25 protein-coding genes are annotated in these 24598 nt (G+C 66.6%); 14 read left to right on the forward strand and 11 right to left on the reverse strand.

Annotation, left to right across the window (positions count from 1 at the left end):
- The first annotated feature begins 47 nt into the window (after nucleotides 1-47).
- A complete protein-coding gene (locus QE397_RS04570) occupies nucleotides 48-467 on the forward strand; it encodes a MarR family winged helix-turn-helix transcriptional regulator (RefSeq protein WP_027505512.1) in 420 nt (139 codons plus the stop codon).
- Between the two features lie 21 nt (nucleotides 468-488).
- Nucleotides 489-938, forward strand: coding sequence for a hypothetical protein (locus QE397_RS04575; protein WP_027505513.1), 450 nt, complete (start codon nucleotides 489-491; stop codon nucleotides 936-938).
- A gap of 233 nt (nucleotides 939-1171) precedes the next feature.
- Here the strand turns inward: QE397_RS04575 and QE397_RS04580 are convergent, their stop codons facing one another.
- Nucleotides 1172-1318, reverse strand: a complete 147-nt coding sequence (locus QE397_RS04580) for a hypothetical protein (RefSeq protein WP_155957001.1) — start codon at nucleotides 1316-1318, stop codon at nucleotides 1172-1174.
- Between the two features lie 252 nt (nucleotides 1319-1570).
- Between QE397_RS04580 and QE397_RS04585 the strand changes: the two genes are divergently transcribed.
- Nucleotides 1571-2806 (forward strand): serine/threonine protein kinase, encoded by a 1236-nt coding sequence (locus QE397_RS04585; RefSeq protein WP_027505514.1) that lies wholly within the window; start codon nucleotides 1571-1573, stop codon nucleotides 2804-2806.
- A gap of 27 nt (nucleotides 2807-2833) precedes the next feature.
- On the opposite strand, the gene QE397_RS04590 is transcribed toward QE397_RS04585, so the two are convergent.
- Nucleotides 2834-3676 (reverse strand): SDR family oxidoreductase, encoded by an 843-nt coding sequence (locus QE397_RS04590; protein WP_027505515.1) that lies wholly within the window; start codon nucleotides 3674-3676, stop codon nucleotides 2834-2836.
- A 63-nt stretch (nucleotides 3677-3739) separates the two neighbouring features.
- Between QE397_RS04590 and QE397_RS04595 the strand changes: the two genes are divergently transcribed.
- Nucleotides 3740-4090 carry a helix-turn-helix domain-containing protein gene (locus QE397_RS04595; protein WP_042576608.1) on the forward strand — a complete coding sequence of 117 codons (351 nt, stop codon included), beginning with the start codon at nucleotides 3740-3742 and terminating at the stop codon, nucleotides 4088-4090.
- Here the strand turns inward: QE397_RS04595 and sigC are convergent.
- The gene (gene sigC, locus QE397_RS04600) at nucleotides 4087-4659 is read right to left on the reverse strand and encodes an RNA polymerase sigma factor SigC (protein ID WP_027505517.1); all 573 of its coding nucleotides are present in this window, start codon (nucleotides 4657-4659) and stop codon (nucleotides 4087-4089) included. The two genes, QE397_RS04595 and sigC, sit on opposite strands and share 4 nt — an antisense overlap.
- Before the next feature lie 83 nt (nucleotides 4660-4742).
- Between sigC and QE397_RS04605 the strand changes: the two genes are divergently transcribed.
- From QE397_RS04605 to QE397_RS04620, 4 genes are all read left to right on the forward strand, one after another.
- Nucleotides 4743-5501 (forward strand): zf-HC2 domain-containing protein, encoded by a 759-nt coding sequence (locus QE397_RS04605; protein WP_027505518.1) that lies wholly within the window; start codon nucleotides 4743-4745, stop codon nucleotides 5499-5501.
- 49 nt (nucleotides 5502-5550) lie between these two features.
- Complete coding sequence (locus QE397_RS04610) at nucleotides 5551-7848, forward strand: cation-translocating P-type ATPase (protein ID WP_307092026.1); 2298 nt, start codon at nucleotides 5551-5553, stop codon at nucleotides 7846-7848.
- 76 nt (nucleotides 7849-7924) lie between these two features.
- Nucleotides 7925-8656 (forward strand): thioredoxin domain-containing protein, encoded by a 732-nt coding sequence (locus tag QE397_RS04615; protein ID WP_307092028.1) that lies wholly within the window; start codon nucleotides 7925-7927, stop codon nucleotides 8654-8656.
- Nucleotides 8657-8706: 50 nt separating this feature from the next.
- The gene (locus QE397_RS04620) at nucleotides 8707-9240 is read left to right on the forward strand and encodes a vitamin K epoxide reductase family protein (protein ID WP_307097349.1); all 534 of its coding nucleotides are present in this window, start codon (nucleotides 8707-8709) and stop codon (nucleotides 9238-9240) included.
- Here the strand turns inward: QE397_RS04620 and QE397_RS04625 are convergent.
- The 3 genes from QE397_RS04625 to QE397_RS04635 are packed head-to-tail and all read right to left on the reverse strand — an operon-like array spanning nucleotide 9237 to nucleotide 12083.
- Nucleotides 9237-9407: a hypothetical protein gene (locus tag QE397_RS04625; protein ID WP_155957002.1), complete on the reverse strand. Its 171-nt coding sequence runs from the start codon at nucleotides 9405-9407 to the stop codon at nucleotides 9237-9239. The genes QE397_RS04620 and QE397_RS04625 overlap by 4 nt on opposite strands.
- A gap of 10 nt (nucleotides 9408-9417) precedes the next feature.
- Nucleotides 9418-11382: a cytochrome c oxidase assembly protein gene (locus tag QE397_RS04630; protein WP_307092030.1), complete on the reverse strand. Its 1965-nt coding sequence runs from the start codon at nucleotides 11380-11382 to the stop codon at nucleotides 9418-9420.
- Nucleotides 11379-12083: a DUF5134 domain-containing protein gene (locus QE397_RS04635; RefSeq protein WP_307092032.1), complete on the reverse strand. Its 705-nt coding sequence runs from the start codon at nucleotides 12081-12083 to the stop codon at nucleotides 11379-11381. Before QE397_RS04635 ends, QE397_RS04630 begins: the two co-directional genes overlap by 4 nt.
- Nucleotides 12084-12343: 260 nt before the next feature.
- Here QE397_RS04635 and QE397_RS04640 point away from each other — a divergent pair, with 260 nt between their 5' ends.
- Genes QE397_RS04640 through QE397_RS04665 form a run of 6 tightly spaced genes read left to right on the forward strand, consistent with a single transcriptional unit; the run spans nucleotide 12344 to nucleotide 18631 of the window.
- A complete protein-coding gene (locus tag QE397_RS04640) occupies nucleotides 12344-13384 on the forward strand; it encodes an ABC transporter substrate-binding protein (RefSeq protein WP_037185744.1) in 1041 nt (346 codons plus the stop codon).
- Nucleotides 13374-14438 (forward strand): iron ABC transporter permease, encoded by a 1065-nt coding sequence (locus QE397_RS04645; RefSeq protein ID WP_307092035.1) that lies wholly within the window; start codon nucleotides 13374-13376, stop codon nucleotides 14436-14438. The genes QE397_RS04640 and QE397_RS04645 overlap by 11 nt, the downstream gene beginning before the upstream one ends.
- A complete protein-coding gene (locus tag QE397_RS04650) occupies nucleotides 14435-15235 on the forward strand; it encodes an ABC transporter ATP-binding protein (RefSeq protein ID WP_197074852.1) in 801 nt (266 codons plus the stop codon). The genes QE397_RS04645 and QE397_RS04650 overlap by 4 nt, the downstream gene beginning before the upstream one ends.
- Before the next feature lie 2 nt (nucleotides 15236-15237).
- Nucleotides 15238-16455: an MFS transporter gene (locus QE397_RS04655; RefSeq protein ID WP_307092038.1), complete on the forward strand. Its 1218-nt coding sequence runs from the start codon at nucleotides 15238-15240 to the stop codon at nucleotides 16453-16455.
- Nucleotides 16452-17684, forward strand: coding sequence for a cytochrome P450 (locus tag QE397_RS04660; RefSeq protein WP_307092041.1), 1233 nt, complete (start codon nucleotides 16452-16454; stop codon nucleotides 17682-17684). Before QE397_RS04655 ends, QE397_RS04660 begins: the two co-directional genes overlap by 4 nt.
- Nucleotides 17681-18631, forward strand: coding sequence for an isocyanide synthase family protein (locus QE397_RS04665; RefSeq protein WP_307092043.1), 951 nt, complete (start codon nucleotides 17681-17683; stop codon nucleotides 18629-18631). The genes QE397_RS04660 and QE397_RS04665 overlap by 4 nt, the downstream gene beginning before the upstream one ends.
- A gap of 50 nt (nucleotides 18632-18681) precedes the next feature.
- Here the strand turns inward: QE397_RS04665 and QE397_RS04670 are convergent, their stop codons facing one another.
- From QE397_RS04670 to QE397_RS04690, 5 genes are all read right to left on the reverse strand, one after another.
- On the reverse strand, nucleotides 18682-20112 hold the full coding sequence (locus tag QE397_RS04670) for an SgcJ/EcaC family oxidoreductase (protein WP_307092044.1): 1431 nt from the start codon (nucleotides 20110-20112) through the stop codon (nucleotides 18682-18684).
- Between the two features lie 220 nt (nucleotides 20113-20332).
- Entirely contained in the window at nucleotides 20333-21361 is a 1029-nt protein-coding gene (locus QE397_RS04675; RefSeq protein WP_307092046.1) for an LLM class flavin-dependent oxidoreductase, read from the reverse strand.
- A gap of 521 nt (nucleotides 21362-21882) precedes the next feature.
- Nucleotides 21883-22053, reverse strand: coding sequence for a hypothetical protein (locus QE397_RS04680; RefSeq protein WP_307092048.1), 171 nt, complete (start codon nucleotides 22051-22053; stop codon nucleotides 21883-21885).
- The gene (locus QE397_RS04685) at nucleotides 22050-22265 is read right to left on the reverse strand and encodes a hypothetical protein (protein ID WP_307092050.1); all 216 of its coding nucleotides are present in this window, start codon (nucleotides 22263-22265) and stop codon (nucleotides 22050-22052) included. The genes QE397_RS04680 and QE397_RS04685 overlap by 4 nt, the downstream gene beginning before the upstream one ends.
- Before the next feature lie 405 nt (nucleotides 22266-22670).
- Nucleotides 22671-23972 (reverse strand): alpha-hydroxy-acid oxidizing protein, encoded by a 1302-nt coding sequence (locus QE397_RS04690; protein WP_307097351.1) that lies wholly within the window; start codon nucleotides 23970-23972, stop codon nucleotides 22671-22673.
- Nucleotides 23973-24598 lie beyond the last annotated feature (626 nt).

Consider the following 24598-nt stretch of genomic DNA (forward strand, 5'->3'; position numbering starts at 1 on the left):
CCGTCGTCTCGGTACAGGCGACGAGTCACGGCCGATAGTGTGACCACATGGTCGACCGAGTTCCCCTGAGCCCCACGACGGCACTGCTGGCAATGGCCAAGGCGTGGGAATCCACGCTGAACGAGGCGCTCAAGGCCATGGGGTTGACTGCTCGCAAGTACGGGATGCTCGCTCACATCGGATCCGCGCCCGGCATCTCGTTCAGTGAACTCGCCCGTCGATCGTCCATCACGGTGCAAAGTGTGCACGTCACGGTCGCCGGTTTCATCTCGTCCGGATTGGTCGATGATCACACGGCGCATTCGGGATCTGCAGCGCACCTCAGTATTTCGAGTGACGGCGAGAAGCTACTGGCTCGTGCCTCCGACGTGATGAGAACGGTGGACGAGAAATTCTCCGCGGCTGCGCCCGATCTGGCCGATGCGCTGCGCGTGCATGCGGAGCGATGGGCCGCCCGCGATCGGTAGACCTTCAGCTATATTGAAGGTGTGGAAGACCTCATGCTGTCCGCTCACGTCGTGGTGGGCATTGTGTTCGTGGGACCCGTGGCGGTGGTGACGAGCCTGTTCCCCCGGTACGCCCCGGTGTCGATCCCGTCCGTCCGCGAGTCCGGCGAGCGCAGTACCGACGTTGCTCGTGTGCTGCATCGCGTGACTCGCGTGTACGGCACGCTCGCGCTGGCCGTGCCCGTCACGGGTCTGACGCTGGCGCTCGTCCAGGGAAGAACGACCGATACGTGGGTGATTGCGGCGATGGCTCTCACTGCAGTAGCCGGTGGCTTGCTGGCCTTCCGGATCGCTCCGCTGCAGCGAGAGGCGCTGACCTCACCGGACACGGGTGCGCGTCTGCGCCGAATCGGGATGTCGACCGGTGTTTTCAACCTGGTGTGGGTCGTCGTCGTGGTGTTGATGGTCGTACGGCCCGGTGAGACCGCGTAACTCCCGGGCTGCTGCGTGCGTTGTCGATACTCTCGGTGATCGAAACAGTCACCGTCGTAGTACTTCTCGTCAATGTGGTGACGTTCGACGGCAGAGGGTTCTCGCTGCGTACACGAGTGCAGGCTCTGATTCCCGTCCTCAGCGGACCTTTGACGTACCGCAATGTTGCACGTGAGCGTCGGCGCCACAACGCTGCGCCGCGCGACACGTGAGCGTTGCGGTAGAGCCGCGATTCACCCGCGAGAGTTGTCTCCAGCGACCAGTCCTGCTCGTAGGTGGTCGTGGAGATAGTGGCCGGTGATGCTCGAGGGGTCGGCGGCGACGTCGTCGGGTGTGCCGGTGGCGACGATGTGCCCGCCGGCCTTCTCGTCGCGTGTCATCGCTCCCCCTTCGTCGAGTGGTGCGGTGCCGTGCAGATGCCCGTGAGGCCGACACCGAAATGTCTGTATGTCGAAGCTTCGAACAGTGTCCCGCGGCTTCGCCGAGAAGTCGGTACTCCACCTCAAGAATTACGCTGAGCTTGTCTGCTGGCACGTATTCCGCGAAGTTCGCGTGGCCGTGAGAACCTCGGTGGATACCCTGAACGCGCCGGGGGGCACGGGGCACCTCGACGACATTCTCGGGGGCCGCACATGACCGTTCGCACCACACTTTTCGCCATCGCCACCGCGGCACTCACGGCGATGGGCACCGTCGCGGTCGCGACGCCGGCCGCTGCTGCACCCGACCTGACCGACGTGCTGTTCGTGGCCAACAACTGGGACGGGACCGCGGACTACCTCACCCCCGACGGCAACCTGACCAGACTGGGTCGGTTGAACGTCGTGCCGGACAAGGAACAGCGCCTCGCGGAGGTCTACCGGAATCCAGTGCGTGCCGCGTTCTACTTCGGAATCCGGCAGCTGGTGGGCGAAGGGCACGACCAGTACGCCGACGACATGTACACATCGAAGGACGGCAGGAAGCTGATCGTCTCGCGGCCCAGCTTCGCCGATGTCGTCTCCCTCGACATCGCAACCGGTGCGATCGATTGGCGGTTCGCCGTCGACGGCCAGCGCGCCGATCACATGGCGATCTCGGACGACGGCACCCAGGTCGCTGTCTCGGCGTCGACGGCCAACACGGTGCACATCCTGGATACGGCGAACGGCCGCGAGATCGGCAGATTCCCCACCGGCACCTCCCCGCACGAGAACGTGTACACGAAAGACGGCCGCTACATCATCAACGCGAGCATCGGCCGCGTCGAGTCACCCCTCGACGCGCCCGCTCTCGGCGTGACCAAGTTCCCGCGCTGGATCGCCTTCTACGACAGGACCACCGGGGCCGTCACGCGCCAGATAGACATCGGGCGCAAACTGGCCGAGGCCGGGCACCCCGACATGAGTTCGTCCGTCCGCCCGATGACGCTCTCGCCGGACGAACGTTTCCTCTACCTGCAGGTCTCTTTCTTCCACGGGATCGTGGAGTACGACCTGCAGCAGGACCGGGTGACCCGGGTGGCCGATCTCCCCGTCACTCCTGCGGCGGCGGCACTTCCGCGCGAGTCGTACTTGCTCGACTCGGCCCATCACGGCATCGCGATGAACACCGCCGGCACCAAGATGTGCGTCGCGGGAACGATGTCGGACTACGCCACCGTGGTCTCGCGGGACACCCTGACGGCGGGGCCGCTGGTGACGTCCGGTGAGAAGCCCTACTGGTCCACGCGCAGTGCCGACGGTCAGTACTGCTTCGTGTCGTGGGCGGGAAGTGACAAGGTCTCGTCCATCTCGTTCGACACCGGTCTGGAAGTGGGCAGCGCCGTGGTCGGCGACCATCCGCAGCGGATGCGTACCGGCGTCGTCAGCAGCTCGATCATCGGCTGAAGCTTCGCTGGACGCGCACGCAGTGCGTCAGACGTCCAGGTCCGTCAGCCATTGCTGCACGGTGCGCGGGGTGATGCCGAGCAGGTGCTGCGCGGACCTGTCCGGGGTGATGACCTCACCGGACATCGTGTGTCGGTGGTGGTAGGACTCCACGACGGGCCCGGCGGCTCCAGCGCCGAACAGGGGAGTGATGAGGTCTCCGTAGTGGTCGGGGGTGATGGCGCGGAAGGTCACGGGCCGGTCGAGGTAGGCGGCAAATCCTGCGGCGACGTCGGCACCGACGAGGCCTGGCAGTGCACCGACCGACACGACGCCGGTGACGGTGTGGTCGGTGAGCAGACGAACGGCGACGTCCGCGATGTCGAGGTGTGAGCTCCAGGACACGGCGTAGTCGTCCCGGATCGGGTACATGAGGACGCCGTCGTCACGTACCGGACCGAGGGAAACGGGGAGCAGGAAGTTCTCGAGGAACACGCGGGGCTCGATCACGGCATGGGACACGCCGCTGTCGGCGAGCTCGCGGGCGAGGACCTCGGGAGCCGACGTCGGCGGGGTCGAGTCGTCGATGGTGGATCCACTGGTGGAGAACACGACTCGGGCAGGGCGCGCGCGCCGGACGGCCTCGGCGACAGCGTGGGCCGCGGCCATCTGGACATCGAGGGGACCGATGGGAATATGGACGAAGACGCCGTCCGCGCCGGTGTAGGCGTCGACGAGCGAGTCGACGGAGGTGTAGTCGACGGCCACCGCCGGGCCCTCGACGGACGAGGTGTCGCGGACAGCGGCGGTGCCGGAGTGGCCGGCCGCGGTGAGTGCGGCGAGGACGGGAGAACCCTGAGCGCCCGTGGCGCCGTGAACGATGTAGGTCATGTCCCCATTAGTGCATGCGATGCAGTGGTTACATCAAGTGCACTGGCTGTAACGTGGGGATACATGAGGCCGATCGCGTTCGAGGACTGCTCCGTCGAGACCTGCGGAGTGACGCGGTTCCTGAGTCTGCTGGACGGCCCGTGGGCCACGTTGATCGTGCGCGAACTGTTGGGTGGTCCCCACCGGTTCGGCGAACTGCTCACTGCACTCGACGGAATCAGTGCCCACACGTTGACCAATCGTCTGCGCAAGTTCGAGACCCACGGGTTGCTCGTACGGACGGTGTACCCGGAGATTCCGCCGCGGGTGGTCTACGAGCTCACGCCGCTGGGGCAGGGGCTCCGGCCGGTGTTGGACGCCATGAACGAGTGGGCCATGACCGTGCCGATCGCCGGTGTTGGCGAACGCGCCTAACCCGTGTCGGAGCCGACTTCGCCGACCCCGGCGATCAACTGTTCACGCGCACGCGCGACCCGTGAGCGGACTGTGCCGATGGGGCACCCGCACACATCAGCCGCCTCCTGGTAGGACAGCCCGAGCACCTGCGTCAGGATCAGTGCCTCGCGTCGGTCCGCGGGCAGATCGGCCAGCATCATGCGAACTTCCACCAGGTCCTCCGCGACGTTCGATCCCGTGGAGGCACTCTGCGCGGAATCCGCCACGGCCACCCAGTCGTCGCTTCCGACGAGCCGCGGGCGAGCCATCGCCGACCTGACCTGATCGACCACCACGCGTCGTGCGATGGACAGGAGCCAGGTGCGCGCGGAGGACTGCGCCGCGAACCGCGGGAGGGATGTCATCGCGCGGAGGTACGTCTCCTGCGTGAGATCGTCCGCGGCGGACGGGGAGCTCAGATGGGCGACGAATCGCCACACGTCACGCTGTGTCTCTCGAACGAAGGACTCGAGTGCGCGGTGATCACCTCGGCCGGCGGCGAGCGCCAACTCGGTGGTGTGCGCGTCGTGCTCGGCTCGGGAACTCACACCTTCAGTATAGTTGATGACCTTCAGTGTTATTGAAAAGGCCCGTCGGGAACTTTTCCGCAGTCCCGGGCGACCATTGACTCGTGGACTGCACACTCGCGCGAGAAGCGTTGTCGGCGCGCATCGACGGCGAACGGGAGCCCGTACCGTCCGCCCGGACCGACGAGCACCTGGAGTCCTGCGCCCGGTGCCAGAACTGGTACGCCTCCGCGACCGAGCTGACGCGCAGTCTCCGTGTCGGGTCCGCCCCACGCACCCCGGATCTGACACCGCAGATACTCGACGCCGTCGGCCTCCGTGCGCCGCGCGGTCGTCCCCGTCGCGTGGCGCGGTGGGTGTGCCGAGACCATCCGTGGAGAGCCGCCCTCGTTCTCGTGGCCATGGCGCAGATCTCGCTCGGCGTCGTACAACTCCTCGGAGTGGGACACACCCCTGCGGCCGACCCCATGGCGATGGGTCACGAGTCGATGGCCGGACACCTGTTCAACGAGAGCACCGCGTGGAACATCGCTGTCGGGATCGGATTCCTCGTCGCCGCGTGGCGACCGGCAGCGTCGGCAGGCTTGATGCCGGTCCTGGTCGCCTTCACCGGGCTGCTGGCGGTCTTCGTGATCACCGACTCGATATCCGGCCAAGTGACCGTCCAACGCGTCGCGTCCCACGCCATCATCGCCGTCGGTGTCGCGGTCACCGCGATGGTCCGGCGCAGCGCGAACGGGTCGACATCACCATCACCGCAACGCTTGTCGCACAGCGACGACGAGGGCGTCATCGTTCCGGACGGCGCGCGCCAGGGGCGCCGACGCGGCCACCTGCGAGACGCCGACGACTCCGCCGCGTGACATCCCCACTCCACCGAAACCGCAGTGTCGAACGAAAGAGCTGATCACCATGTCCGTCGGCACCCACCAGAACACTGACATCGCCGACGATGCGACGTCCGTGCGTGTCGCACTCGCCGTCGAGGGCATGACGTGCGGTGCCTGCGCCAACCGGATCGAGCGCAAGCTCAACAAGGTCGACGGGGTGAAGGCCTCGGTGAACTACGCCACCGCGGTCGCCACCATCGAGGCTCCGCCGTCCGTCACCACAGCAGACCTGTGCGGGATGGTCGAGGCCGTCGGATTCACAGCCGCGGAGTTCACCGACGACACCCGCGTCGACACCACGGCCGAGGACGCGCATTCCCGAGACCTGTTCCGCCGTCTCGTCGTCGCCCTGGTTCTGTTCGTTCCGCTGGCCGATCTGTCCATCATGTTCGCCGTCGTGCCCGACACACGCATCACGGGGTGGCAATTCATCCTGCTGGCGCTCGCTGCCCCGGTCGTCCTGTGGTCGGCGTTGCCGTTCCACCGGGCAGCGTTGTCCGGATTCGTGCACCGCACCACCACGATGGACACGTTGGTGTCCACGGGCATCATCGCCGCCACCGGGTGGTCCGTCTACTCGATGTTCTTCCAGACCTCCACGGCGGATCAGACTCGGGGCATCTGGGCGGCCATCACGTCGAGCGATGCGATCTACCTCGAAGTGGCAGCCGGCGTCACAGTGTTCGTACTCGCCGGCCGCTACTTCGAGGCAAAAGCCAAACGCCGCGCCGGCGGCGCCCTTCGAGCTCTCGCCGCTCTGGGAGCTCGGGATGTCTCGGTGCTCGTCCGCGGTGGCGGCGAACTACGGATTCCCGTCTCGGAACTGAAGGAGGGGCAGCAGTTCGTCGTCCGTCCGGGGGAGGTGATCGCCGCGGATGGTCTTGTCGTGGACGGACACTGCACTGTCGACACCAGTGCCATGACCGGTGAGTCGCTTCCCGTCGACAAGGAGGTCGGCACGGCGGTGACCGGCGGCACCGTCGTGCTGGACGGACGTCTCGTCGTCGAGGCCGCCGCGGTCGGGGCCGACACCGCGCTGGCCGGCATGATCAGGTTGGTCGACGCCGCCCAGTCGGGCAAGGCCGATCTGCAGCGCCTGGCGGACCGCATCTCCGGCATCTTCGTTCCCGTGGTGTTCCTGCTCTCGGCCGCGACATTCGCCGGATGGGTTGTCGGCAGCGGCGACATGAACGCAGCGGTCAGCGCTGCACTCGCGGTCCTGATCATCGCCTGTCCCTGTGCGCTGGGCCTGGCCACACCCACAGCGTTGATGGTGGCCTCCGGCCGCGGGGCGCAACTGGGGGTGTTCATCAAGGGACATCAGGCGCTGGAGGCCACACGCACGGTCGACACCGTCGTCTTCGACAAGACCGGGACCATCACCACCGGAGCGCTGACGTTCGAATCGATCGTCGTCGCTCACGGGGAGAACGAGGACGATCTGTTCCGACTCGCCGGAGCCGTGGAGGTCGCATCCGAGCACGCGATCGCGGCCGCGATCGTCGGCGCCGCTCGTGACCGACTGGGGACACTTCCGTCGGTCGACGATTTCGTCGCGCTCCCCGGACTGGGGGCACGAGGGCTCGTGGACGGCCGAGCCGTGGAGATCGGACGGCGGCGATTGTTCGAGGACAGGCAGTGGCCCGTTCCCGGAATTCTCGCCCGTGCACAGCACGAGAGTGAGCAACTCGGAGCGACAGCCGTCTATCTGGCAGTCGACGACCGAGTGCGGGCAGTTCTCGTCGTCTCCGACACGGTCAAGCCGTCCGCCGCGGCGGCCGTCGCGCAGCTGCACGCGCTCGGGCTCCGCACTCTGCTCGTCACGGGAGACAACGCCTACGCCGCGCAGGCAGTCGCCGACGCCGTGGGCGTCACCGACGTCGTCGCCGAGGTGCTCCCCGAGGGCAAGGTCGAGATCGTCTCGTCGCTGCGCGAGAGCGGCCGCACGGTCGCCATGGTGGGCGACGGCATCAACGACGGACCGGCCCTCGCCACAGCGGACCTCGGTCTGGCGATCGGTGCGGGGACCGATGTCGCCATCGGTGCCGCCGACATCATCGTCGTCCGGGACGACCTCGGCGCCGTGGTGGATTCCCTGGGCCTGGCGAAGGCCACGCTCGCGACGATCAAGGGAAACATGGTGTGGGCGTTCGGCTACAACGTCGCCGCCATCCCCGTCGCAGCGGCCGGACTGCTCACTCCGCTGCTGGCCGGGGCGGCCATGGCGTTCTCCTCGTTCTTCGTCGTCTCGAACTCTCTGCGACTACGCCGTTTCACAACCTCCAACTCGGTCACCGGCGAGCGGGAATCGCCGCGTTGAGGGTTCGCGGGAACTTTCTCGATGGAGCGGCCGACTTCTCTTCCGTCACCACTCCACGAAAAGAGAGAACCACATCGTGTCCAAGACCGACCGTGTCCAGCGTAATGCGCTGGCGGAAGCCGAACGCAGACGTTCGGTGCTCATCCGCGCCGGAATTACCGCCGCCCTGGTCGTTTTCGCGCTGGTCGTGGGCATCGTGGTCATCTCCGGCCGCGACACCCCCGGCGCAGCGGCTGCGCCGGCGTCGGTCACCGACACCGGCGCCCTGCGCGCAGCCGAGCCCGACGTCGAGACCCTCGGCGGCGGGCAGACACCCACACGAGTCCTGACGATCTACGAGGACTTCCAGTGCCCGAGCTGTCGAGCCTTCGAAGCCACCTTCGGTAGTGCTCTCGACGAGCTCCGCACGAGCGGGGCCGCGGCGATCGACTACCAGCCGATCGCAATTCTCGACAGGATGTCGACCACCGACTACTCCACACGCGCTGCCAACGCGTCGCTGTGCGTGGCTGATTCGTCGATGGACAACTGGCTGCGCTTCCATTCGTCAGCCTACGAACAGCAGCCCGCCGAAGGTGGTGCCGGACTGACGGACGATCAGCTCACCGAGATGGCAGTGGCGGCGGGTGCACCCGAGACGGTCGGCGAGTGCATCGCCGACGGAACCCACACCGACTGGGTCGCCTCCTCCACCCAGTCGGTGCTAGAGACCAACGTGAATTCGACTCCGACCGTCCTGCTCAACGGCGAACCCCTCCAGCTGACAACCCCCGAGGCACTGACCGCCGCCGTGCTCGCGATCTCGTGACCGACGTCCTCGCGAGCACCGAGGTGTCCGGACGCCCCCCGCTCGGCCGCATCGCGGGCGGGGGGATCCTCGTCGCCGGGGCGATCGGACTCCTGGCGGCGCTGGTGTTGGTCATCGAGCGATATCGGCTGTTGCTCGATCCCAGCTATTTACCGTCCTGCAGTCTCAACCCGGTTCTGTCGTGCGGGTCGGTGATGACCACGCCGCAGGCCGCGCTGTTCGGCTTCCCCAACCCCATCCTGGGAATCCCCGCGTTCACGGTGGTGGTGGTGACCGGCGTCCTCTGTCTCGGCGGTGTCCGTGTCCCGCGGTGGTACTGGGCGGGGTTGGCGATCGGACTGTCGGTCGGGGTGGTGTTCGTGCACTGGTTGATCTTTCAGAGCCTGTACCGGATCGGCGCACTGTGTCCCTACTGCATGGTCGTGTGGGCGGTCACCGTGCCGCTGTGGGTCGTCGCGGTCTCCCGCGCGACGCAGTGGGCACCGTTCGTCAGATGGAGATGGACCATCGTCGCCCTCTGGTTCACCGCAGTGATCCTGCTGTGCGGGGAACGATTCCTCGACTACTGGCAGACCCTGCTCTAGCTCGGATACGGCACTGTCCCAGCCGCATCGACGCCGACGACGACCGCGAGCAGGGCAATCGCCAGGATTCCGACCAGTCGCGCGTCCCGCCGGTGTTCGACCCGTGCTCCCAACCACGACGCCAACGCGACGAGAACGACGAGAACCACGAGATGGACGTCGATCATGCGCGCACGTTCACCTTCGCGTTCTGGACAACTGGGCCAGCATCGCGTTGTAGGCCGCGAGCTCGTCGTCGTCGGTGCGATCGGCTGCCCGGTCCTCCCGCACCTCGGTCTTCCTGTCCTGGCGCGCCCACTGCGTCACCAGAGCGAGGACGACCATCACCAGCGGGACCTCGCTCGACGCCCACGCCAAGCCCCCGCCGAAGCGCTGGTCACTTGCGAGGTCCTGGACCCAGGGGAGGTCGAGGTATCGGTAGAACGTACCGCCGATGAGACGGTCCATCGTCATCACCGCGATACCGAAGAACGCGTGAAAGGGCATGGCCGCGAACAGCAACGCCAGCCGACCGAGGTGCGGTAGACGCTTCGGGCCCGGATCGATCCCGATGATGACCCAGTAGTAGAGGTATCCGGTGACGATGAAATGGATGTTCATGAGTTCGTGACCCCAGTGGTACCGCACCAATTCGTCGAACAGTGGGCTGAAGTACACCGCGAACGGTGAGAGCACGAACAGTCCGACGGCGACAGCCGGGTTGGACAGAACTCGAAGTAGCGGTGAGTGCACGACCATGACGATCCATTCGCGCGGCCCGGGGGCGTTGCCGTCCCGCGCGGCCGGCAGTGCGCGGAGCGCAAGAGTGACCGGCCCGCCGAGAACGAGCAGCACAGGAACGAACATGTTCAACGTCATGTGCACGCCCATGTGGACGCCGAACATCGCCGAACCGTAGGCGCCCACCCCGGAACTGGTCGCCACCAACAGGGTCAGGCACCCTGATGCCCAGGCGACGGTGCGTCCGAGCGGCCACGGGTCGCCGCGCCTGCGCAGGCGGACGACGGCCCACCCGTACAGCCCGGCCAACAGGACCGCGCCTGCGCCGGTGACGAAGTCGAAGCGCCAGAACGAGGCGAACTGCGAGAGCGACGGGGGACCAGTGGGCTGAAACCCGAGAAAGACGTCATAGACGGTGGACGCGGTGACCAGAAAAGCCGGAGCAGGCCGCACGGCCATGAGCACGACCAGCGCCCAGACGAACACCAGGATCACCGACGACGCCTGTGCCGACACTCGCATGTACCGATCGGACGGAGGACGCCGAACAGCCGCAGTCACGGCGAGGACCGCGGAGACCAGGACGAGTGCCCCTGCCACGAGGGCGAATCGGCCGTACTCCGAATTGAACACAGCTCCCGACGGAAGGAGGATGACGGCCACCACGATCGCTGGTCCCACGGTGAGAACCGCCGCGCACGAGGCGACGACACGATGCCGGGACACGGCCAGGTCGCATTCGCGCGCGTCGCGTCCGTCCACGCGCAGGATCATCGAGCGCAACGAGATCGCGGCGCCGGTCCACACGGAGAAGGCGACCATCGCCACGATGACTGCGCTGGTACCGATGTCGTGATCGCGGCCCTGCCCGGCGTTGCCGATCACCCAGGCCGGGAGAATCCCGATCACGGAGACAGCGGCCGACGCGGCTAGCGGTACCCAGTTCAGAGTCCAACGCGTGAGGACGACCACGGCGAGAGCGGCGACTGCGCTCACCATCCACGCCTTCGGTGCCTCGTTCGGCGCCACGAGGTCGAGAAGTGCGCCGCGCCGCACGGCATCGCCCAGACCGATCCCGGTGGCATCCGCCGCGGACACCGGAATCAATGCTGCGGACGACATCAGCCAGACGGAGCTGGAACGCGCGGCGATCAACAGTGCCGCATAGCCCTCCGGGCCGATGCGCCCGGACTTGGTGACCCGTGTGCAGGTGAGTGCGTGCACCAGCGCCCCGAGCGTGACCGCGCCGGACAGGGCAGCGACGAACCGCAGCACCACGTACAGCTGGGAGGTGACGATGCCGGGATACGAGTCTCCGCTCGCGAGGTAGCGGGTGTCACCGGAGACCGCGGTGACCGACACGACGAGGCCGACTGCGACGACGATCGTCGCAGTGAGAATACGGGTCGACGAAGACGTCACATCACTCCCATCATGATGGCCATCCCGCCGGCCATGGCCACCTCGCACGCGGCGGCGACGGTCTGCGGCTGGTACACGCGTCCCACGGTGGCCACTGCACCGCGCTCCGCGGTGGTGGGGGCCAGGGCGGCGTCCTGTTCGACTGCGAACATGCGGTGGAGCCAGAGGATCGCGGCCGCGGCGAACGCCAGCGTCAGAGCGAAAGATACGAGGGAGACCCACTCCGAACCCGCGCTCGTCCGAGCAGAAGTCTCCATCGCCGCGTGATGGGCGTGCGCGGACGCGTCACCAGCCATCGAATCGCCACCGGAATGATCGTGTGCGGCGGTGTCGGGCAACCACCCGGCCATGACGACCACCATCCACACCATCGCGGCCATCATGAATGCGTGATAAGCGGCCATCACGGGACCATGACGACCGACGTCCACCCGTCGCCGCACACTCGCGAGAACACCCTGCGCGGCCGTGAACACGAACCACAGGGTGGCCGCACCGAAGAAGACGCCCTGGGGGAGCAGGGGTACACCGAGGCCCCACGGCCACGCCATCGCGATCATCGCCACACACATCGCCAGGTGCAGGCCATGATCGATCACACCGCGGGTCCGCCCGACGTGGGCCAGCCGCGACACGCAATAGCCGGCGGCGGCGACGAACAGGGCCGTACAGATCCAGCGCAACGTGCCATCGGCGATCACGACCGGTCCTCGTCCACGATCGAGGTGGGCATCACACGTGGCTGCATGCGCGGTTCGTTCCTCTGCTCGGGCCGCACGGGCGCGTAGGCCCGTGATCGTCCACCAGTGGTCGGGTACCGCGTACCGAAAGTTCCCGACAGTCCCGGTTCGACTCGACGACCGCGCTCTCGAAGCCGAAACCGATGCACCACAACCGCACTCGTCCGGACGAATTCCCGACGGAGGGGAACCCGACCGCGCCCACAGCCGACTACCGAGGCATGAACACTCGTACCTTCTCGACGGCGCTCGTCGCTGTGGCCCTGGTGGCGTCCGCGTGCACACGGACCGTGGACGCACCCGATCCGACGGCGGACGGAGGTGCCGTCCGGCCCGCGCCCTTCCCCGTCACGGTGGCGGACTGTGCCGGTGAGCCCACCACGTTCGACGGGCCACCGGCGACGGTGGTGACAGCCAATCTGGCCGCACTCGAGCTGGTGATCCGTCTGGGGCGGGCGGACAGTGTCGCCGGAACCGGGTGGGCGTCCGGAGTGTCCACGCTCCCGGACGACGTCCGCGAGGCCGCGGAGACGGTTCCCGTGTTGTCGACCGGTGGCATTCCCAAGGAGGTCCTGCTCACCACCGGAGCGCAGGCGTACATCGACGCCTTCGGATCGATGCAGATGATGGGGGGAGACGGATTGTCCGAGGAGGAGATGACCGCTGCCGATATGCGACACGTGGTGCTGTCGTCGAGTGCCTGCGCAGCGACACTCCAGGGTGCCCGCACGGACCTGGACGCCGTCTACCGCGACATCGAGAGCATCGGCGCGATCCTCGACGCATCTGCCCCCGCAGCCGACCTCGTGGCCGACATGAAGGACACGATCGCCGAGGTCGCCGTCGCACATCCACCGCGGGACGACCGACCGACAGTGTTCTACTACTCGCCGGACCACACCACGCAGGGGATGACCACGGTCGGCGGTAAGCAGATCGCGAACGCCATCTACGAATTGGCCGGAGCCCGTAACGCATTCACCGACGATGCGACGAGCATGCGACCCGTGTCCTGGGAAGACGTCATCGCCGCCGACCCTGATTTCATCCAGATCGCTGTCAGGAACAAGGCATCCGCCGCGGAGCAGTCCGCCGCGTACGCTGCAGCGCTCGAAACTCTCCGCAGCGATCCGCGAGCGCGTGACCTTCGCGCCGTCCGCGAGCAAAGTTTCATCGACCTGGGTGCGGAGGAGACCACGCTCCCCGGCATCGCCAACGCGGCCGCCGTGGCGACCATCGCGAACGCCGTCGATGGTTCGTGACCGCGGTGCCGCGCTGCTCACCGGCGCCACCACGGTCCTGCTCGTCGCGGGATTCACACTGGCGGTGAGCTACGGATCGACGTCGGTTCCCGTGTCGACCGTGTGGTCGACCGTTCGAGGAGGTCTGCTCGGTACACCCTTCGCCCCCGGCACGATCGATCTCATCGTGTGGCAGGTGCGCATTCCACGCCCCATCCTCGCCGTCGTCGTGGGTGCCGGTCTGGGGACGGTCGGGGTCGCCGTGCAGGCGCTGGTGCGCAACGATCTCGCGGATCCGTACCTCCTCGGTATCTCCTCGGGAGCCTCCGTCGGTGCCGTGTGGGTGTTGGTGTTCGGGGGTGGCGTCGTCGGGACGCTCGTCGGCATCATCGGATCCGCGGTGGTCCTTCCCGTCGCGGCGTTCCTCGGTGCTCTCATCGCCCTCGCGGTCGTGTGGTCGGTGACCAGAGCCGCGGGCGGCATCGGCGGAGCCTTCGGGCCCACCCGACTCGTCCTGACCGGAGTCACCGTCGGCCAGATCCTCACCGCGATCACCAGTTTCATGGTGCTGCAGACCGACGACCAGGCGCAGACCCGCAGTGTCCTGTTCTGGCTGATGGGCTCGCTCGGCGGGGCCACCTGGTCGCAGCTACCTGTCACCGTCATCGGGGTCGCACTCGGCGCGGCAGTGCTCTACGGCCGTGCCCGTCACCTCAATGCTCTCGCGCTCGGCGACGAGACCGCGTCCTCTCTGGGCATCTCCGTGCTCCGTGTCCGCCGGGAGGTGTTCGTCGTCGTCAGCCTGATGACGGGGGTCATCGTCGCCGTGTCGGGAGCGATCGGATTCATCGGGTTGCTCGTCCCTCACCTGTGCCGCTTCGTCGTCGGCGTCGACCATCGCCGGCTGCTTCCCGCCGCGGCTCTGGTCGGGGCGACGCTGATGGTGTTCGTCGATCTGTCGTGCCGTGTCGCAGGGCGTCTGGTTCATCAGGAACTGCCCGTGAACGTGGTCACCGCCGCGCTCGGAGGCCCGGTCCTGCTCGTACTTCTCATGACACGGACCGGCCGCCCATGACCGACACCGGACCACCGCCCGTGCCGCTGTCGATCGAGAAGTTGTCGGTTCGACTGTCCGGCAACGACATCGTCTCCGATGTCTCCGTCCTCGCTCGGGCAGGGTGCATCACCGGGATCGTCGGACCCAACGGCAGCGGCAAGTCGACCCTGCTCCGCACGGTCTACCGCCACGTGTCACCGACGCATGGGCGCATCGTCGTCGGTGATCGCGACCTGTCGACCATGTCCACCGAAGCGTCGGCCCGCCTCGTCGCCGCGGTACCGCAGGAACGAGAGGGCGCACCGGGTGCGACCGTACGTGACGTCGTCGCCCTCGGCCGGATCCCGCACCAGTCGAGCTTCCGCCGCGAGTCGTCGGAGGACCGCGCGGTGATCGATCGAGCTCTCGCCGATGTGGAGATCGAGGATCTCGCAGCCAGGACCTTCCAGTCGTTGTCCGGTGGGGAGAAGCAGAGAGCGCTGCTGGCTCGATGCTTCGCTCAGGGGGCCGGGGTGTTCGTGCTCGACGAGCCGACCAATCACCTCGACCTAGCGCACCAGGTACAGATGCTGGCGCTGCTCGAGCGCACGGGCTGCACGTGCCTGATCACGCTGCACGATCTCGGCGTCGCCGCTGCGGTGTGCGACGAGGTGCACGTGTTGTCGAAGGGCGCCATCGTGGCGTCGGGTCCGCCCTCGGCGGTCCTGACCGGTGCGCTGCTCCGAGACGTGTTCGGCGTGCGTGCGGCAATCGGAAGACATCCGCTCACCGGAGGCGTCCAGATCTCGGTGGACTATCTGAGCGAAGCGACGTGACGGTGAGCCCGATCGTCCGCAGCGGTGACCGTTGGATCGTCGTCGTCGCTGCCGGGATTCTCTCCTTCACGGCGATGATGGAGATGTCCGCGTTGAATCTCGCACTGCCGGCGATCGCCCGACACACGGGGACGACGACGACGGTCGCGCAGATCGCCATCATCGGATATCAGGCGATGCTGACGATCTGCCTGATTCCGGCCGGGCGTTTCCTCGCCGCGCACGACGCGCGCCGCACTGTCCTCGGCGCACTGACTCTCTTCGCCGCCACCGGAGTGCTCGCCGCGTTCGCGCCCGGCGACGAGATCGGCATCGTGTGGACCACGGCGTGGCGAACGCTGCAGGGTGCGGCGGCGGCGGTTCTGTTCGTCTGCATGCCGCTGCTGTCGACGGGAGCGGTGTCCCCGCAGCGTCGAGCTCGTGCCCTGAGCGTGACCACAGGACTCGGGTCACTCGGGATCGTGATGGGCCCGGTTCTGGCCGGTCCGCTCATCGACAATTTCGGTTGGCAGTCCGCGCTGCTCCTCAAGATTCCGGCGTGTGTCGCCGCCGGGTGGATTTTCGCGCGGACGCCGCCGGGGTCGCTCGCCGGGGCACGTGGCCGACCGCCGCGGAGCGACGGTGGCCGGCCGGAGGACGAGACACCGACGAAACACATCGTGCTGGCTGTGGGTCTGGTCGCGAGTGCTGCATCCGTGGTCCCGCTAGGGGTGTCGATCGCCCTGCAAACGGCAGGCGGGTCCGCCACCGACGCAGCGATGGTCATCATCGTCCAAGCGGCCGCCATGGCTGCGGTCGGTCTCGTCGCGGGCATGCTCGCCGATCGCATCGGACCGTCTCGACTCGTCGTGATCGGGGTTGCGGCGGTGACTGTCGGACTCGTCGCGATGGTCCTGCACCGCGGCGACTGGAGCATCGGCGAGCTGGCATGGCGATTGGCGCTGGTCGGGGTAGGCATGGGGCTCTACGGAGGCCCTGCGCAGGCGTGGGTGATGTCCTCGGTCGCTCCGGCACGGGCCGCGATCGCGGCATCGCACATGCAACTCGCCAGAACCACAGGCTTCATCGTCGGGCCTCTCGTCGCGGCGTCGCTCTGGACGGCGCCCGTCGTACCCAATCCCGCTCTCACCGTCGCCGCCGCGGTCGCCGCGTGCGCCGCCATCCTGCTCGCCCACCACCGAACTCACCATCGCACCACGTCACGAGAGGACACCCGATGACAGACCGCACCCTGCTGGACGGATCTCGCTACCGCGCCGACCCGTATCCGCTGTTCGCAACCCTGACCTCGTCCGGGACCGTGCACGCGGTCTCCTTCCCGGCGCTCGACGCCTGGCTGATCACCGGACACGCCGCTGCACGACGTGCGCTGACGGACCAACGACTGGGGAAGGACCACGTCAGAGCGAACTCCGAGTTCCTGGCCAAGGCGTCGATCATGCCCGAGCCGCAACGATCCCGGCTGCAGAAGCACTTGCTCCACAGGGACGAACCGCACCACACACGGATGCGATCACTGGTCACAGACCACCTCTCGGCACGCCGATCCGAAGCCCACCGCGATGCGATCAGAGCCGACATCGATGCTCTGATCGACGCGATGCCGGCGACGGCCGACGATCGATCGGTGGATCTGGTCGCTGCCGTCGCCGAGGCGCTGCCGATGCTCGCCCTCGCTCGCGCGATCGGGCTACCGGATCATCTGCGGGACCGATTCGAGCCCGAGTGGCGGACCGTCGTCGCTCCGGTTCCGCCAGGACACCCGCGACGAGAGCGCTACGAGAACAACCTCGTGGAACTGCAGGACTACATCGACGACGTGGTACGCGAGGCCCGTGACGAGACCGTGCTCGGCGACATCGTTCGCGCCGCCGACGCAGCGATCATCACTGTGCAGGAACGAGACTCGATGATCTTTCAACTGTTCGCCGCCGGCCAGGATCCGGTGGCCGCACAACTCGAACTGGCCCTCGTCGGAGTACTCGAACGCCCGGCCGTTCTCCAGCAGCTTCGGAACCACCCCGACCTCGTACCGTCCGCCGTCGAAGAGCTGCTCCGCCACGATTCGGCCTTCAATCTGACGACGTGGAGGTTCCTCGAGGCGGACGATCACATCGACGGTGTGGCGGTGCCGGCCGGTGACTCGGTCATCGTGGCTCTGGGAGCGGCCAATCGGGACCCCGAGGTCTTCGAGTGTCCTCACGACGTGCGCATCGACCGATCGCCGAATCCGCACCTCGCATTCGGATACGGGCGTCATGCGTGCCCGGCAGCGGGTCTGGCGCGCGTCGAGCTGCAGGAAGCGTTGACAGCATTGATCATTCGCCTGGACGGGCTCAGGCCTGGTTACGACCATAGAGACGACCTCGACTGGTCGAGTTCACCGATCACCCGGGCTGTCGCCGCACTGCCGGTGTACTACTCGTACCGACGGAGCGCCAGCGCATGACCGTCACGCTTCCCCGTCACCTGAGAGACGACGTGACGATGGCGGAGAACATTCTCGAGATACTTCTCGGTCGCCGCCGCGCGGTGCCCGGCGAGGCACCGAGCGCGGTTCCGGCAGCGCTCGAGGCGTCGACGCAGTTCGCGCAGATCATGGCTCACGTTCTGCAGCAGCGTCCCATTCGGATGACGCTGCCCGCCTTTCCCTGTAAGTCGCCGAGTCCGGACAAGGTGTGTGGAGTTCTGCCCGACGAAGGAGAACGTCTCGCCCTGATGGAGCTCGACGATCTGTGTCGGCGCATCGGCGAAATCTACGAACCGGGGGCGACACTGACCATCTGCTCGGACGGCCACGTCTTCGCCGACCACATCGGTGTGGAGGACGGCGCCATCACCGAGTACGGCACCGCCCTGCGTGCACTCCTCGACGTCCAGCGCCTCGGCCATCTCGAATGGTTCGATCTCGGCGCACTCTGGCCGGGTCGCACCTTCGAGGACAAACGAACACTGCTCGACACCGCCTGGTGTGACGGACCCGAGGAAGTTCGAGCACGCGCCCGACACGACGAGGCAGCCGCGCGGCAACTCAGAGGGGTGATCAAGTTCTTGACCGAGGACGCTCCGAGCGGTGACGGCCACACCAGGTCGTACCGACATCGCCGAGCGAAGATCGCGGCGCGACACGTCGTGTCGCGAAGTCAGGGGTGGGGTCGGGTGATCGCCGCGCACTTCCCGAATCACGTGCGTCTGTCGATTCACCCGCAACCGCGCGGAGCGGACAAGCTGGGGATTCGACTGCTCGACCATGCTGATGCGTGGACCACACCGTGGCATTCCGTTGTTCTCTACAACGCCGATGGAATGCCTGAACTGGTACGCCACGAAGACGCGCGGCGCTGCGGCATCCCTCGATTACGCGACGGACGCATCTCGCACTACGTCGTGACGTGACTCAGGACCGGCCGAAGGGGGCGTTCGTGACAATCCGCGGGGATGCGCTGTCAGGAACCGGCCCAGACGCAGTCGATGAAGAACCGCCATCCGCCGTCGGATCCGCGGTGGGCCACGTCTGCGCTTCGTCCCGTCGTCTCGGCCGAGGTTCCGTCCGGCCCCACCGCGGTGATCGTGTAGTCGTTGAGAACGAGGGCGTGGTCACCTACCTGTTGGACCCACGTGACAGTCGACTTCACGCTCGGTGGCGGATCGACCATGGCGGTCACCACTGCCCTGATCTCGTCTGTTCCTCGTGCCACAGTCCCGCACTCCGGTGAGAACGTGGCATCGTCGTCGTACATCGACATCAATCCTTCGACGTCGCCTGCATTGAGGTACTGCGAGAAGATGCGCACCAGGTCGGTGGGTGTCGCAGCCTTCTCGTATGTGACTGGGGGGGGTGGACATTCAGTTCCCTCTCTCATCGGATGGACGGTGTAGGTGGTCGGCTCAGAAGTAGGGGTCACGTGCGGGCGGCTCCAGGCCGAGTTCGAGGCACCGTAGAACTCGCCGACGGTCTGGAAGTTGAAGACGACATGGGTGGCGATGGCATGGGCGTCTCGCCATGCTCGCTGGATCGGGTTGCTCACGTACATTCCGCGCGCCCCGGCCATGCGCTGCATTCGATCGAGGGCAGAGAGGATCACCTTGACCGAGTAGACGTTGTCCCGTCGGCACTCGACGCGCGTCTTCAGATCCAGAGCGGCGGGATTCAAAATTCGACGGCCGGTGCGCTCGAGCAGCAGCTGAGCGGAGTCGAGTTCGACTGCGGTCTCCGTGAGTTCCGCCTGTGTGGAGGGATGCTCGGCAACCCCGGCGCCGGTCACGCTGGAGGCGCGGGACTTGGTCCATTCCCGGAGGTACTCGTAGGCGCCGCGGGCCGCGCCGAGTGCGACGTACGCGGCGTTGTACGAGAAGCCGGGGGCCAGGGGAACCTGGTACAGCGAGCTTCCGAGGGACTCGACGCCCGGTCCGACGCCGTCACGGGCCCACTCGAACGGCATGACCCGGTGGGTGGGAACGAACGCATTCTCGACGACGGTGTCGTGGCTGCCGGACGCGGACAGGCCGACGTTGTGCCACGTGTCCTCCCACGTGAAATCGCCCGGGGCGATCAGGAACATGTGGAGCTTGGGCGGTGTCTGGCCTTCGATGAAGGCCCCCAGGATGGTCCACTCGTCGTGGATGATGCCGCTGCTCCACGGCCAACGGCCGTCGAGCACGTAGCCTCCGTCGACGGCTTTCGCCTTGCCCATCGGAGCGAAGATTCCGCCGATGCTGACATCGGGTCCGTCGGACCAGACGTCGGCCTGTGCCTGCTCGGGGAAGTGGGACAGAAGCCAGGAATGGGCACCGAGGAACGAGGCGAGCCATGCAGACGAGGTGCAGCCTCGGTACCCCCGACGGGGGACTGCTGCGCGGCGGTGTCCGAGGAACACGACACGGCAGCGACAGCCAGAACGGCGAATGCCGCTGGGAGAGGGGCGCGTCCGGCGGCAGTGCGCGAGGAGGGAGTGGGAACGGTGACGGGCGGTGTACACCGGTACGCACAGGTGTTCCCAGGTGCTCAATGGCGACCGAAGTCGGGACCACTCGGGTGCCGTAGATGCCCAACCTGCCGTGCGACGGTTGGGCAGCTCGTGACGATCAAGCCCACGCTCAGAGATCGGCCACCAGCGGTGCGACCTCCGTTCCCAGTAGCTCAATGCCGCGGAGCAGATCACTGTGAGCCAAGCGGGGATTGGTCATCTGCAGGGACAGCCGATCCACACCGCCGAGCTGTTCGCCCACTCGCGCGATCTTGTCGGCCACCGTCTGCGGGTCACCCATGAAAAAGGCACCGTTAGGTCCGGACGTGGCATCGAACTGCGCTCGGGTCGGTCGCGCGAATCCTCGCTCCCGCGAGATCTTCGTGAACATCTCGTTCCACCCGGGGTAGATGGTGTCGGCCGCCGCCTGCGTGCTCTCCGCGACGAACCCGAACACGTGCAGGCCCACCTTCAATTTCTCCGGCGCATGACCTGCCTGCGCACCCGCGCGGCGGTACAGATCGACGAGCGGCGCGAACTGGCGCGGCTCACCGCCGATGATCGCGATCATCAGCGGCAACCCCAACAGACCTGCGCGAGCGAATGATTCGGGACTGCCGCCGACACCCACCCAGATCGGCAGAGGATCCTGCATCGGACGCGGATAGATGCTCTGCCGCGTCAGCGCCGGCCGGTGCTTGCCCGACCACGTCACCTCGACGTTGTCCCGGATCTGCAGCAGCAGCTCGAGCTTCTCGATGAACAGCGAGTCGTAGTCGGCCAGGTCCAGACCGAACAAGGGAAACGACTCGGTGAACGAGCCGCGGCCCACGACCAGATCCGTCCGCCCCTTCGAGATCAGATCCAGGGTGGCGAATTCCTGGAAGACTCGCACCGGATCGTCCGCACTGAGTACCTTGACCGCACTGCCCAGCCGGATCCTTTCCGTGCGAGCTGCCGCGGCCGCCAGGATGATCGACGGAGCGGAATCGTAGTACTCGCTGCGGTGGTGCTCGCCGATCCCGAACGAGTAGAGACCTACCCCGTCGGCGAGGGTGATCTCCTCGAGCAGATGCTCCATACGCTCGGCAGCGCCGATCACGCGGCCGTCGGTCGGGTCGGTTACGGAGGACACGAAGCTGTCCACACCTACATGCATTGCTGAGCCTCTGGGTCGGGGCCACGACGTCGACCCTGGTTTAGTTTACAAGTCAACCATCTCGAGCGAGAAAGTGTTCCCGGGGCTACCCACCTCTCCGCGCCCCTGATCAGCACGGCTGCTGATCAGGGGCCCTTTGTGGTGCGCCCACAGGGACTCGAACCCCGGACCTTTACTGACACTCGACGGCTATGCCGCCCCGCAACCTGGCACCCGGGGCGGCAACTGGGACAAGAACACAACCCAGTTCGACGAGCACCGCTTTGCGCAGTACAGCCAGACACAGCTACCTCTACCGAGCCGGGAGAAAGACTCCATGACCGAGCCTCTCAGCTTCGAGGTCGTGGTATCGAGACGGCGGTGATACGCCGCAGCGACGGATGAACCGCGTACGGCCCTTCTCGGGCTGAGCGCGCTGATCGGTCGGTTCCCCGAGCAACGCCACAGCGAAGGACAAGTGTTCTACGCCTGCTGCGCCAGTTGGTGTTCACCTTCCACGCAGCCGCTGCACCGCTGAAAGGTCAGGTCAGATCAGGCGGTGGCGTGGTGGGACGGCCGGCAGCAGTGTCGCGAAGCCACTGCGGTACCTCTCGTCCGCTTCGCTCGCGGATGGCGATGGAGGCGCGGGTCGCGACAGCAGCCACCCTGGGCCGCTCGGCCGGTCGGTCACTGCGTTCCTCGGTGGCGGTCATCGGGGGTCCTCCTGCTGCTTGCTCTGGCTGTCAGTGTCCTCGGTTTCGGTCGGCGGCACCAGCGCCCGCCGTGCCGCTGCACGGTCGGTGACAGCGACCAGAACGTCTTCCTCGGTCCTGGTGGTCAGCGCCGAGTCGGTGACCGTGGCGTAGATGTCCCGGCCGAGTTCGGCCTCGTCGCCGTTGTCACTGGTGTGCGTTCGAGGCACCATGTGATGCGTTGCCGGGCCTGGGCGCGCTTGTCTGCGACAGTGCGCTGTCGGACGGTGAGAGGAACGCCGACGACGGCGAGGACGCCGACGACCAATAGACGAGATGTGGTCCGTAGTCTCCGTGCACGTCGCTGGGGTCCGGTCGTACCCGAGGGTGTCGGCGTGGTCATGGTGGCGTCCTGTATTTACTCGGCCGCGGCCCGAACGACTTTGCTCGCAGTGCGTTTGGGTGGTCTTGCTGTTCCGTCTGTGGGCGATCGCCTTGATGATCGGAGCTGAGCTGCGAGTGATCGGCACACCGGGATGCCGGACGGCGGTTCGCCGTCCAGGGTCTGTTGTATTCGCGAGGAAAGTAGGGTTCGCGCCGCGGCTCCGTCGTGGCTCACTGCGCTGCACTCGATCGTGTCATGGTGCTCGCCACAGGGAGTCTCGATCGATGCTGTCGGGTGAGCAGTGGCCGGCGAGTGCCATGACGAGGTCGAATTCGGCAACGATATTGGCGACGACGTCGGCGGCACCGGCGGCACCGGCCAGAGCGAGTCCGTACATGTGCGGTCTGCCGATGCACACGGCGTCGGCGCCCAGGGCGAGTGCCTTGAACACATCCGACCCTGATCGGATTCCGGAGTCGAACAACACCCTCACGCGTCCGTCGACTGCGTCGACGACCCCCGGCAAAGCGTCAGCGGCTCCGATCGCTCCGTCGATCTGTCGTCCCCCGTGGTTGGACACCACGATTGCGGCGACGCCGAGATCGACGGCGCGTCGGGCGTCGTCCGGATGCAGAACGCCTTTCAAGACGATCGGCAGGGACGTGCGGTCCTGCAGTCCGGCGATGTCGTTCCAGTTCAAGCTTTCTCGCGAGTAGATGTCGGTGAACGTCGTCACCGCGGTGCGCGGCTCGGGCGACAGGAGATTGGCCACGGTGCTGCCCGGTGCGTTCCGTGCGATCGAGAACAGGGTGGACAGCGCGGACAGTGCACTCGACGGGCCCGTGATGGGGAGATTCGGCTTTTCGGCGCCGGCCGCCAGGCGCTCCGCGACGATCGAACGGAACCGAGCATCCGAGGTGTACTGGCTGATGCCGATACCACGTGAGAACGGTAGCGATCCAAGGTTGAGGTCCTGTGGTCGCCATCCCAGCAGTGTCGTGTCGAGGGTCACCGTGATCGCGCTGGCACCGGAGCGCTCGGCCCGCGTGAGCAGGGAATCGACCAGGTCGTCGTCGGTCGACCAGTAGAGTTGGAACCACCTCGGGGACCCGGGCGCGATCCGGTCCATGCCGGCAGCGACCTCCTCCATCGCGACGGACCCCTGGTTGGAGAAGATGTAGGGAAGTCCCAGTGTGGCGGCGGCTTGGCCGATCAACAGATCTGCCTGTCGATGCACTGCGCCCCCGGCTCCGACCGGAGCGAACAACACGGGTGCCGGAAGCGTGAGGCCGAGGAGTTCGCTTTCGGTGGTTCTCGCAGACACGTCCCGAAGGACCCGAGGCACGATGTTCCATCGGTCGAGAGCGCGGCGGTTGTTGTCCATCGTGGTGCCGGAGCCGGCCCCACCCGCAATGTAGGCACGCGCTCGGTCGGACATCTTCGTGAGTGCACGCCGTTCCAATCCAGGGAAATCCGTGGGAACAGTCGGTGTTCGTCCGGCCACCCCCGCTGTGTAGATGTGGTTCTGGCGTTCGCGTCCGGTGGAGAGTGGCATGTGCGGATCCGTTCCCGAGTCGTGGCCCACTTGGTCGGCATTGCCGTCGACCGATCGATGGTGCGTCGGCATGGCGGGGACGGTACACGAGCTCGGATTAGCGATGAATGCGCAGCTCAAGGGTGTGCAGCGGCACAAATTCGGTGAGGTGCCCGTGTGCGCGGTTGCCCTTGCGTCCTCGTCCGCCTCGTCGTTCACCTACAAGGTTGTGCGCCGTCTCGTCATGAAAGCCGTTGCCCGTGCGACCGGGGTAACTGACAGCAATGATTCCCGACTGCTATTGCGGTCTCATCGGAACCGTGATGGTCCCACATGGTCATGTGACTCTTGATCCACGCTACTGAGGTGGGATTCATGGTCCCACTGGATTACCGAGTTCGGCCGGGGACAGTCACTGGGTCCGGGGTTCGAGTCCCTTCTGGTTCAGATGCTACTCACTACTATTTTTCGAGACCGTGGACCACAGGTCTGACGGCGAGGTGCCGATGTGACGTCGACACGGCGTGCCTGTCCGGTGATGAGTTCGGCAGCGCACCCGAGTCGACACGGCATGACTACACACACGCTCGCCGTTTCCGGCGCCACCATCACCTACGACGTCCATGGTCCACTGACCTCGGATACAC

The sequence above is a fragment of the Rhodococcus sp. SORGH_AS_0301 genome, assembly GCF_030818285.1.
Lineage (GTDB): Bacteria > Actinomycetota > Actinomycetes > Mycobacteriales > Mycobacteriaceae > Rhodococcoides.